Origin of the sequence: Sodalis-like endosymbiont of Proechinophthirus fluctus (genome assembly GCF_001602625.1) — a bacterium.
In the GTDB taxonomy this organism is placed as follows: domain Bacteria; phylum Pseudomonadota; class Gammaproteobacteria; order Enterobacterales; family Enterobacteriaceae.
In genome coordinates this window covers 26,361-38,191 of record NZ_LECR01000046.1, presented here as the reverse complement: position 1 = coordinate 38,191, position 11,831 = coordinate 26,361, and the positions used below count along the sequence as shown (strand labels likewise).

Genomic DNA, 11,831 nt, shown 5'->3' with positions numbered 1-11,831 from the left:
CCCCAGCCAGTGGCTCAGGCCATGCATAAAGAATTGCCGGTGCGCCTGTTCGGCGATGAGCGTATCTACCTCCCCTTCCATAACGCCAAGCTGCACCAAACCGGTAACCATAATGCGCACTGCCTCTTCACTCACCTCTTGAATACTACGCCCCGGGCCGTAGAGCTCAAGGGCGCGGTTAAGTATCGCCAAGACCAAGTCATAAATTGCACGCTGTTCCGGCGAGAAGCGTCCATTGACCGGAAAGGTGCGGGTGATATCCCCGGCGTAGCCCTGATATTCACAGCCGGCATCGATCAACACCATATCGCCGCTTTTCATCTTGGATGCGTTTTCTGTGTAGTGCAAAATACAGCCGTTTTCACCGCTGCCGATGATGGTGTTGTAAGACGGGAAGCGCGCACCGTGGCGGTTGAATTCATGTTGAATCTCGCCTTCCAGCTGATACTCGTACATGCCAGGCCGACATTGTTGCATGGTGTGGGTATGCGCTAAGGCGGTGATTTCGCAGGCGCGGCGCATCACTGCTATCTCTTCCTCAGATTTTATCAACCGCATTTCGTGTACCCATGGCCGCCAATCCACCAGCGTGGCCGGTGCCTGCAATTGCTGACGCACGCCGCGACGCAATTTTTCCAGCGCGCTGAATAGCAATTTGTCAGCAAAGTCGTATTCACCCTGCGCGTGATAAACCACGTCCAGGCCATTGAGCAGCAGATGCAATTGCCTGCCGATATCGTCCCATGGGAGTGCCCGGGAAACCCCTAGGCGCTCCGGCGCCGCCTCTTGACCTAGGCGGCGGCCTGTCCATATTTCGGAAGTTTTATCGCGTACCCGATTAAATAATACGCTGTGGTGATGGCTTTGGTCGCTCTTGACCAAAATCAACAGCGCCTGTGGCTCGTTAAAGCCGGTGAAATACCAGAAATTACTGTTTTGACGATAGGGATACTCGCTATCGGCACTGCGCGTCGCCTCGGGGGCGGCAAAGATAAGCGCGGCGCTTCCCGGCGCCATTTTCGCCAGAAATGCTTGACGACGGCGGGTATATTCTTGTGGTGACATCGCTCCCTCCAGCCTGGTTAACATGCTCGGCCCCTCTGCCGTGACCAACACGCCGAAGCAAGATCGGTGTTAATGTTAATGTTAATGTTAATGTTAATGTTAATGTNNNTGTTAATGTTAATGTTAATGTTAATGTTAATGTTAATGTAATACTAAACCGGGAAGCTTTGGCGCTGCGTCGTCATTCCGACGGGTAAAATCCTTATGGCATAAGGATAGCGGCCATACGGACATGTTCAATCACTTCCTCCAGAGATTGTTACAACGCCTCGCGATCTTCATCCTCGTCATACCCCAACTGACCGATATTGCGCAAACTGATGTTGCGCAAATCGTCTATCATCTCACACACATCGCCCTGTACCCTGTCCAACTGCGGCTGAACACCCCAGACTGAGCAGAAAATGGTTTACCCAGCCGGCCATGGCATCTGCTCGCGCGAATAGCGCATTCCCTCGTCGTCTCCCGCTGGCAACAATAGCTGAAATTGGAATGATGCATCCGCCAACTTCTGATGGTAGCCTGGTGCAGGTCGTGCAGCGTCCCTGCGAGCGTTTAACTGAACGCTAACCCGTCGTTGATCAATCATGTACTGACACCTGCCAACTGTTGTTATTGTTACTGCCACACACTATCTCGATCAGCAACCCATGCATCTCCGCGGCGGTTAATACCACCGCCTGCGCTGCTAAAAGTCAGTTTAAATTCTCGTAATTGGGAAATGTATTTTGTCTAGACATACGCTTTCATCAATGTTGGTGAGATAAGTTCGTGCTATGCTACCATCAAGATCCGTCGCTATGCTAGAAAGGGCTTGTAACTTCTGTTTCAGATAGATTATATTGATGTGTCCTTTCTCGCCTTGCCAGTATTATACGCGGCAGTGGCGGAGGTTGGCGCGGTAACAAAGGCAGGAAGGTAGTATGTCCGCACAACCGGTAGATATTCAAATTTTTGGCCGTACATTACGAGTCAATTGCCCAGCGGAGCAACAGGAAGCGTTGGACCAGGCAGCATCTGATCTTAATCAGCGGCTGCAAGATCTAAAAGTTCGAACTAGAGTCACCAATACGGAACAACTTGTTTTCATCGCTGCCCTGAACGTCTGTCACGAGTTGGCACAGGAAAGATTGAAAACCCGGGATTATGCAGCCAACATGGAACGGCGCATTCGTTTACTGCAGCAAACGATTGAGCAGGCGCTGGCCGGACAGGGATACATAACGGAACGACCAGGAAACAAGTTCTAACAATAACGACATATGCAATAACGACATATGCGATGTAGGGCTGATATCAATACCACGAGTTGAAAACCGAATTTCTCTGAGGTATGTTCGCTAGCGGGTTAGTCGTCCCCTGAGCCGATATTTCATACTACAAGAATGTAGTAGTTCCTGATCGGTGCTCACGCTCAGCTCGTCCGAGACGGAGACGCCTTGAACCCTTGGTTCAAGAGTTACGGCCTGCGACGACATCTTGGAGATCCCTTAATTGGGCACCTTTTCTTACGACCTCCTCAATGGAGAAATCACTGTTGCAGCAGTCGCTGCGTAATCATGCCCGTCTGCGGCGCCGCGCGTTGTCGCCCCAAGAACAAACGGACGCTGCCCTACGCGTCGTCAGCCGCATCATGAAAGATGCGCGTATCCATAGCGCCCGCACCCTGGCTGCTTTCCTTTCGTTCGATGGCGAGCTGGATACCCGTCCGCTAATCGATGCCTTATGGTCCGCCGGCAAGCAGGTTTATTTGCCGGTGCTACATCCTTTCACCCCTGGTCACTTGCTGTTCATGCACTATACCGCTGCTACGCCACTGGTGTTGAACCGGTTGCGCATCCGTCAGCCACGACTGGATGTCACTACGCTATTGCCGCTGGCTGGACTGGATGTTCTGTTTACACCGCTGGTAGCTTTCGATACGCAGGGTCAGCGCCTCGGTATGGGTGGCGGTTTCTATGACCGCACGCTGCAGTACTGGCGGCCACAGGGAGGCTTTTACCCTATCGGGCTAGCACACGATTGTCAACATATGTCAGATCCGCTGCCGGTGGAAGAGTGGGATATTGGGCTTCTGGAAATTATCACCCCTTCCCGCCACTGGCGCTGGCATGACGCTGGGGAGAAGAGAGGCCACAGAAGCATGCGCCGGACTTAGCTTACGCGCGCCGGCGGGGCGAGTCGCCGGCGCGCGCCTTGCATTCCTTTTAAGCCATCAGTAGAGCAAGCGGGCGCGCGTTATGGTGCCCGGCATCGCTTTCATCAGTTGCAGCGTGGTATCTTCCGCCGTCGTTTTCACATCGATGGACCACATAACCGATTTCCAGAGTCGTCTGCAGTCTGCAGATATTGCGCGGTGATGTTAATTCCCTGCTCAGAGAAAATCTGGTTGATTCGAATCAACAGGTTGGGATGATTTTCATGGATATGCAGTAAACTCTCACGCATACTGGCCGTGCTCCGGAAGCGAAACCTTGTGGAAACTGACCGCCGACAAAGCGAAACTGTTATCGGAACACTTCACCAACTTGCCAGCCACTTCTATACCGATATCCTCCTGGGATTCTTGAGTTGACCTGCCGATATGCGGCGTCATGATCACATTATTGAATTCACACAGCAGAGACGTGATCGGATAGCTATTGGTCGCCTGCCCCTGCAGTAAAACGTCGATCGCCGCACCGGCCAGATGCTTTCTGGCTATCGTCTCGCATAACGCCGGAATATCCACCACCGTACCGCGCTTGGTTTTCCCCATCATATTGTGCGTCAATAGCGTATCCAGCACATGCGACCCACCGCGTCGCTCATCCCTGGCAGCTCAGCCAGGGATTAGCGACGCGGTGGGCATGACCCAGCGTTAGCTTGCTCTCGATATAGTGGAAGAAGACTTGCATTTCCAGGATTTATGCAAGAATATTTAGTTGGGTACCAATATAGCCATAGCTGACAATCCCCATTTTTACCGTGCGCTTCGTATCTACTCTGAGCCTGATTGTTCCATTGATCGCTGTGTACCCTGGTGGTTAGCCTTCGGGATGCCGCGCATCACGAGCAACATATCACCCAATACCATTTCGGCCACAGAACACGTGTTAGAGAAAGGCACATTGAAGACCGAGACGCCACGCTTCATCATGGCCAGTAAGATCCACTTGATTAATGCCAATACAAAAACACCCTACCCTACCACCAGTTCTCTCCGCCACAGAGAAAATGTCTTCCGTTAGATGTATTCGGGAACGAATACCTATAAAGTGAGCGTCTCAGATCGTGTTTTTCAGTATTTCGGTGTCCAATGCACCTTTATTATACTCAATATTGGTGTAACCGGCGCGTTGCAAATTTTCCAGCGCAGAAGGGTGTTGTCCCTCTATCCCTTCCACCAACAGAAACTTAATCTTATCGTATCCAACGATACTTTTGCCATTTCCCGATCTCTTAAGATGCCCACGATGCGGCTGTGATACGCAGCACTCTGACAAAAAATTTACTGGTGCGGCAGCAACCGGCATAGGTACAGGATATACAGCATAAGACACTAAAATAAGTGATTTTTATAGATAAATCGTCTAGCGACTAGATAGACCGCGCGCCGACCCTCGATTCACCCAATGATTTTCACGCCCTGTTCGCTACTAATAAGCGCCACGTCAGCACTGCGGCGCGCAAACAGGCCGACGGTGACGACTCCTGGAATATTATTGATTTGCCATTCAAGGTCCACCGCATCTAGGATCGCTAAATTATGCACATCCAGAATGATATTGCCGTTATCGGTCACTACGCCCTGGCGATAAACCGGCTGACCACCTAGGCGCACCAGTTCGCGGGCGACCCAGGCGCTAGCCATGGGGATCACCTCGACCGGAAGAGGAAACGTGCCGAGCACGTCTACCAGCTTACTGGCATCGGCAATACAAATGAACTTGTGTGCGACCGCAGCGATAATTTTTTCTCGGGTCAGCGCGCCGCCGCCGCCTTTGATCATCTGCATGCTGACGTTAATCTCATCGGCACCGTCAACATAGACGTCCAGGGAGTCGACATCGTTAAGGTCGAATAGCGGAACACCCAGGCTCATTAATTTGGCGGATGACATCTCAGAGCTTGAAACCGCCCCCTGGATTTGATGACTGACGGATCCCAGGGCATCAATAAAATGCGCTGCGGTAGAGCCAGTCCCCACGCCTACAATCATGCCTGGCCGGACATATTTCAGCGCTGCCCAGCCAACCGTTTTTTTCAGTTCATCCTGCGTCATAATCTATTTCTGCCCGTATTGTAACCCTGTCTGGCGGCTAGTATAAACCAAACTCGATGGTAATAGCGTAAATATTGCTACAACCTTGGCCAAAAACGGCCAGACGGCCAGACGGCCAGGGTCGAAACACTTTACACACGCAATAATATAAAATTATGGCACAGTGCAGGGGTATGATGTTGACAGAGAAGATGAATGAAATGCCTGGATTATGGGACGCTCTAGGCGCTTGACGCCATAATACGAGAGTGTGGTTTTGAACGCGCTACACAGAAACCATATATTACCTAGTCGGCCGTGTCGCAGCGTATAAAACAGTTGGAAAACCTGTTTGGCCAGCCGTTGCTGGAGCGGACTATCCCGCCCAATTTTACCTAGCAAGGACAGAAAATATTGTCGTTGCTGCATCAGATGGAGTTGTTGGAAAAAGAGTAGCTGGGCAGCGATACCTCGTTTCTGCTGTCGATGGCAGTAACGCCGACAGTCTTGCGACTTGGCTACTGCCGCCTCTTAAGCCGGTGCTGAGCGACTCCTCCATTCGGTTGAATATACTAGACGATATGCACCAGACTTTCCTGCATCAGAATTTCGATCTCTCACCCGAGACAGCGTGCCGTGTCATATCGTTAATTCTTCGGAGGCCTTTATCTAACTGGCGCGTTAAAGCACTACCTGCTGCATAATTCCCCATCTACAAATCGAGCGCGAACTTGATCAGTGGGGACTTATCGATCTGACGCCAGGGGTTGTACCCAGCGCCGCATGCTGTACTGACACTAATTTACGCTGGAAGATGCGCAAACTAACCGACACTTTGCTAGACCACAACCATTAGGTGCTGCGCCAGGATTAATAACGGGCCCTGCCGCGCGGCGAAAAGGTTAAGGTTAAGGTTAAGGTTAAGGTTAAGGCTTTGTTTCAAACACTACATCCACCTCATGGAAATGAATCTACTACTGGGCGTAACGTAGGTTTGATCGGCATAATTCTGAGCAGAAGAGCTAGTGGCATTGAACATGTGCACTGCCGGCATCGGCTGGTAATTGGCAACATGGTAGCGAATGCGGTAAACCGGATCCAGCGTGGTGTGGAACCCTTCCATCAGTGCACGCGCCTGGTAGGTAGTATCTTCTATCGCCTTCTGTCGGACTTGGGCACGATATTATTCTAGATTCGCTACGCACAGATCCGCCGAGCAAATTTCATTCAACCCGGCTTTTAGCGCACCGTCCGAGCAGCTCATTGAGTTTATCCAACTGATGCAGCATGGTGACCTGCACTTTCCGCGTCGCTTTATAGCCTTTCAGCACCAATTTACCGGTTTTAAGACAGTCGTATTCCGGCTGGGTACACAAATTGGCGGCATTAATATCTTTAACTGGTGATGCCTTTTTTTCAAAAAGTTAAGATACTGCGCAACACCCAGTATCCGCCTGTTTTTTCACATCTACTGCGTTTTTTAAGGAAATGGATACCTCGATAGATAGAGTGAATACCGGCGTCGCATCGACGGAAGAGGTCCCAGAGGTGACGACATGCCGCCGCTGCGACAACTCGGTCGCCAATGCCGGCATGATAGAGGCTCATAGCCGTAATGATAGCGATTAATACCTGTGCTTCTACCTTCACGGCTCCTCACGAGGAATATAATTCGCTAATTAAGATACGTAACTGAGTATATCATCCCTTTTTTCGTTGAGGATAATGTTATTTGCAATTTCTTACCGTTACGTTTATACCGGTTGCTAGCGTTTCGTCCAGTCGTCTGGGGCCGAAAATATAGGATAAGTTCTGAGTAAGGTGGTAGGTGGTGGGTGGGGCATTAATTGCTTAAAAATAGGCCAACGCTCTGAAAATACGCTAGCCATTATGAAGCGGTTGTAACGCCATGCACCACATCACGATACCCACGAGTCACTCAATAGAGCACTGCACGCACGGCTATATCAACTAGGGCACCAGTCGTACGGCAATGAGCGCCAGGTCGTAAAACCAGACTAGAGAGGGAATCGCTGAATAGCGCCGCCGGAAAAATAGCCGCGATTTGCCGGGGCCACCAACTGACCAGCGCGACACTGCCGAGGATCACCACCATATCCAGATATACATGGGGATTGAGCCAGGTGACCGCCAGAATATGGTCAACAGCACCCTGTGGCGGCCGTTGTACAAGGAACAAAAGCCATAGTCGCCGAGAAACAAAACGCCGGCTAATATGATAGCCACCAATAGCCACGGTGAATGGGTGACGGGTACCACGCCGCCAAGCACCCCGCGCAGATAAGTAAGAGATCGCTAATAAAGCACATCGTGGCTGCCAGAAAAAAATACCGCCGGCGTATCCCATCCCGTATCCCCTGATTCATCACCATCACGTTTTGCGTCCCAATAGGCACGATCAGGATAATACTGAGAAAAAACCCTTGTAAGAAAAAACGCCATATATGCCGTCCTGTCGATTACCGATTGTAGTAGGCAGTTTAACGGCCGTCCGGAGGCGATTGAAATAGAATGATCTTATCCCCGATAAGCGGGGATAATGAGCGACCGCGCCGGCACGGCGCACGTGTTAAAAACGAGTCCAAAGTCCTCGAGACAAAGAGAATTTGACACCTCGTGACAAAGTGCATGCTGCCGGTGGTGGAGGTCATGGGAGTTTGACACCTCGGGTAGCAGAAAGCCTCTGGTGGGAAGGGAAGCCAAGGAAAAGTGCCTTCACTACGTATCTGCGCATTAAGTGCGCTGCCAGCGTCAGGGCAAAGCGAATTTGGCACAATGCCACGCACAACACAATGGCATAGGACCGGACGAAATGCTGTCGGTCGCCTGGCGTGAAGCTGGTTTCCCGACGGCACGCCGCCCTAGGCCCGTTATTCTGTGCCCGTAACCGCGCGCATCATATCTTAAAACCCGGTTCAAGCCGGCACTGATATCGGCGTCCGGCTGCGATTGCACCTGCTGGCTCTCCTCGGCAGCATGGGAGGCGTCCGAAGAGATCGCGGTATTGGCGGTTTGCTGATCCTGCTCAAGTTGTAACATTTCTATCTGCGGATACGGGATACCAATATTGTGCGAATCCAGTGTTACCTTGGCTTAGCAGGCCGAAGGTGGAGTTTTGCTGATCTCTACGCGGCATCCAAGCCCGCACCATGAAATCCAGTAAGGACAGAGGCCCAGCGCGTTTAACCGCACGGTAAACCCCATGTCTTGGATCACCCGGCTATCGGCGACTAGGATATCGATGATTATCTTCTTCACGATATCAATATCGGCATCATAGCCGACGCTGATGATGGGGTATCGATTAACTGATTCGTCTCTTGAGAGAAATTGATGATATTGCCGGATAGGATCTTGCTGTTGGGCACTACTAAAATCTTGCCATCGTAGGTTTTCGGCGTGGTAGAGAAAATCTGCACCACCAACACCGTACCAGAGAGAGGTGCCGGCAAAATCCAAATAGTCGCCGGCGTGGAAATGGCGGAAGATGACCAACAGCACCCCTCAGCACCCTTGCTGCAAAGTTGGACAAGGAGCCCTGCAGAGCAAGGCCGATGGCCAAACCTGCGGCGCCGATGACGGCAAACTACCGAGGAAGTCTGCACTGCCTATCCAGTTCATGGCAGTGATAAGGTTGAAGATCACAATGCCGCAGCGCAAAATCGCCGAGACGAATTCGGCCAGCATAGCGTCAATGTGCCGCGCCTTCATTCATCCGATTCAAAGTACAGGATATAATCTGCGAAACTAACAGACCGATAAATAGGATAATGATGGCGATAACGATATTCAACCACGTAACAAATCAGCAATTCTTGATTATTGACTAACCAGTTACCTGCATGATTTATTTTATCTACAACATCTATACCTTCCATGTAGTTTCCCGTTTTGGTGTAGAACGAAGTTCTATCGGCCAGGGAGGAGCCAATGACAAAGACATTGTTAAGCCTGTACCGCAACGCCTCATCACGCCAACAGAATCAGTTAATCTGGCATAAAAATGCCAGATTATTCATTAGGTTAATCATTCACTATATCGTCTTAAGCAGCATAATAGTGCTGTCATAGCCCGCTTAAGCTGGTAATACCAAGCCTCTACGTGAAAAAAACTACGCTATCCAGAGAAGAGGTGACTTTCCGATGGATTGCGCGGTTGATATGATATTCGCTGCGCATCAGCGACATGGCGGGAAGCAGGAAGGCGGCACGCTACCCTGCGAGCAGGGTTCCGCCGCCGGACGATTACAGTACGTCGATGGCGTTCAGTTCTCTAAAGGCTAGCTCCAGGCGCGTTGCCATGGATGTCTGACCGGCGCGGATCCATATGCGTGGATCGTAGAACTTCTTGTTGGGTTTATCAGCACCTTCGGGATTACCCAGCTGGGTCTGCAGATAACCTTTGTTTTTTTGATAATATTTTAGAATCCCTTCCCAGGTGGCCCACTGGGTATCGGTATCAATGTTCATCTTAACCACTCCGTAGCTGATGGCTTCCTTGATTTCTTTCTGTGTGGAGCCCGAGCCGCCGTGGAATACTAAGTTCAAAGACTTGGCCGGCAAACCAAATCTTTCCGAAACGTATTTCTGGGAGTTATCAAGAATTTTTGGCGTTAGATGCACGTTGCCAGGTTTGTATACGCCGTGAACATTACCAAATGCAGCCACAATGGTGAAACGCGGACTAATAACATGCAGTTTTTCATAGGCATAGGCAACGTCTTCCGGCTGGGTATAGAGCGCGGAGCTATCCAGACGGCTATTATCGACGCCATCTTCTTCGCCGCCGGTGCAGCCCAACTCGATTTCCAGGGTCATGTCTAGCCTCGCCATCCGCGTCAGATATTTCACGCTGATATCAATGTTCTCTTCCAACGATTCTTCAGACAGGTCGATCATGTGGGATGAGAAGAGCGGCTTACCAGTGGCGGCATAATGTCTCTCGCCAGAGTCCAGTAGCCCATCAAGCCACGGCAGCAGCTTCTTGGAACAATGGTCGGTATGCAGAATAACGGGGATACCATAATGCTCAGCTATATTATGCACGTGCAGCGCGCCGGACACTGCGCCCAGTACAGCAGCTGTCTGGCCTTCGGCCTTCAAGCCTTTGCCAGCAATAAAAGCTGCAGCGCCGTTGGAGAACTGCACGATAATCGGCGCATGCACTTTTGCGGCTGCTTCTAATGCGGCATTAATAGAATCGGTGCCTACACAGTTGACAGCGGGCAGAGCAAAGTTATTTTCTTTCGCGACGGCGAATATTTTCTGAACATCATCACCGGTGATGACACCTGGTTTCACAAAATCGAGAACCCTCGACATATTAATTTGTCCTGTTTTGTAGACCTTTAATAAAAGGTAATTCATCGCCGTGGCCCAAGCCGCGAACCAGCCGCGTGACAACGAGCGCTGAAAGTGTCTGTCGGCTTAATACTTATCGTTTCGCACGTTCTTCCAGAATGACCACGGCAGGAAGTTTTTTGCCTTCGATGAATTCAAGGAAAGCGCCGCCTCCAGTGGAAATATAGGAGATTTGATCGGCAATGCCAAACAGATCAATGGCCGCCAGCGTGTCACCGCCGCCGGCGATAGAGAACGCCTCGCTGTCGGCGATAGCGCGCGCTACTACTTCGGTACCTTTACGGAAATTGGCAAACTCAAACACGCCGACCGGGCCATTCCACAGAATGGTTTTGGCGTTTTTCAGAATTTCAGCCAGACGGGTAGCGGAAACGTCACCTAGATCGAGGATCTGTTCATTGTCCTGAATATCGCTGGTAGATTTCAGCGTAGCGGTCGCGGTTTCGGAAAACTCGATGGCGACGCGGACATCAGTCGGCACGGGAATATCACTGTTTTCCAACAGACGCTTGGCTTCCGAAATCAGATCGACCTCGTAAAGCGATTTGCCGACATTATATCCCTGAGCCGCTACGAAGGTATTAGCAATACCACCACCGACGATGAGCTGATCGGCGATTTTCGACAACGAGTCTAATACGGTCAGCTTGGTGGAGACTTTTGAGCCGCCAACGATGGCTACCATTGGCCGGGCCGGGTTATCTAGCGCCCTGCCAAGCGCCTCAAGTTCATTAGACAGCAGAGGACCAGCGCACGCGACGGGGGCAAACTTGCCTACGCCGTATGTGGAAGCCTGGGCGCGATGAGCGGTACCGAAAGCATCCATGACGAACACGTCGCACAGAGCGGCGTATTTTTTCGCCAGCGTTTCGTCATTTTTCTTCTCGCCCTTGTTAAAGCGCACGTTTTCCAGCACTACCAGTTCCCCTTCTGCGATATCCACGCCATAGAGGTAATCTTTAGCCAGACGGACCGGCGAGGATAATTTGTCTTTCAGATAATTCACCACTGGCTGCAAAGAGAACTCGGGGTTGTATTCTCCTTCAGTCGGACGGCCGAGATGGGAGGCTACCATGACGCGCGCGCCCTGTTTTATTGCGGCTTTGATAGTGGGTAGAGAGGCACGGATGCGCGTATCGGA

General features: G+C 51.1%; 7 protein-coding genes and 5 pseudogenes. 3 read left to right on the top strand and 9 right to left on the bottom strand.

What is annotated here, in order from left to right; genetic code table 11:
* The coding region (gene pepP, locus BG74_RS05360) for a Xaa-Pro aminopeptidase (RefSeq protein ID WP_244267332.1) at positions 1-1,065 on the bottom strand (1,065 nt) is incomplete at its 3' end.
* Between the two features lie 141 nt (positions 1,066-1,206).
* A pseudogene (locus BG74_RS10870) lies at positions 1,207-1,805 on the bottom strand (YecA/YgfB family protein).
* A gap of 183 nt (positions 1,806-1,988) precedes the next feature.
* On the opposite strand from BG74_RS10870, the gene zapA reads away from it, so the two are divergent.
* Together zapA and BG74_RS05350 are read left to right on the top strand one after the other, a co-directional pair.
* On the top strand, positions 1,989-2,315 hold the full coding sequence (gene zapA / locus BG74_RS05355; protein ID WP_066597120.1) for a cell division protein ZapA: 327 nt from the start codon (positions 1,989-1,991) through the stop codon (positions 2,313-2,315).
* Between the two features lie 272 nt (positions 2,316-2,587).
* Positions 2,588-3,223: a 5-formyltetrahydrofolate cyclo-ligase gene (locus BG74_RS05350; protein ID WP_066597118.1), complete on the top strand. Its 636-nt coding sequence runs from the start codon at positions 2,588-2,590 to the stop codon at positions 3,221-3,223.
* Positions 3,224-3,280: 57 nt separating this feature from the next.
* Here the strand turns inward: BG74_RS05350 and serA are convergent.
* Positions 3,281-4,495: pseudogene (gene serA / locus BG74_RS05345) on the bottom strand (phosphoglycerate dehydrogenase).
* A gap of 177 nt (positions 4,496-4,672) precedes the next feature.
* Entirely contained in the window at positions 4,673-5,329 is a 657-nt protein-coding gene (gene rpiA, locus BG74_RS05340) for a ribose-5-phosphate isomerase RpiA (RefSeq protein ID WP_066597117.1), read from the bottom strand.
* 237 nt (positions 5,330-5,566) lie between these two features.
* Between rpiA and BG74_RS10865 the strand changes: the two are divergent.
* Positions 5,567-6,103: pseudogene (locus tag BG74_RS10865) on the top strand (LysR family transcriptional regulator).
* A 131-nt stretch (positions 6,104-6,234) separates the two neighbouring features.
* On the opposite strand, the pseudogene BG74_RS05335 reads toward BG74_RS10865, so the two are convergent.
* The 5 genes and pseudogenes from BG74_RS05335 to pgk form a co-directional block, all read right to left on the bottom strand.
* Positions 6,235-6,903: pseudogene (locus BG74_RS05335) on the bottom strand (SIMPL domain-containing protein).
* A gap of 344 nt (positions 6,904-7,247) precedes the next feature.
* Entirely contained in the window at positions 7,248-7,676 is a 429-nt protein-coding gene (locus tag BG74_RS13280; RefSeq protein WP_066597113.1) for a hypothetical protein, read from the bottom strand.
* A gap of 689 nt (positions 7,677-8,365) precedes the next feature.
* Positions 8,366-9,207, bottom strand: a pseudogene (mscS, locus tag BG74_RS13275) (small-conductance mechanosensitive channel MscS); the annotation flags it as partial.
* A 367-nt stretch (positions 9,208-9,574) separates the two neighbouring features.
* Positions 9,575-10,651, bottom strand: a complete 1,077-nt coding sequence (gene fbaA, locus BG74_RS05315; RefSeq protein WP_066597108.1) for a class II fructose-bisphosphate aldolase — start codon at positions 10,649-10,651, stop codon at positions 9,575-9,577.
* A gap of 112 nt (positions 10,652-10,763) precedes the next feature.
* On the bottom strand, positions 10,764-11,831 hold a 1,068-nt coding region (pgk, locus tag BG74_RS05310; RefSeq protein WP_244267323.1), incomplete at its 5' end, for a phosphoglycerate kinase.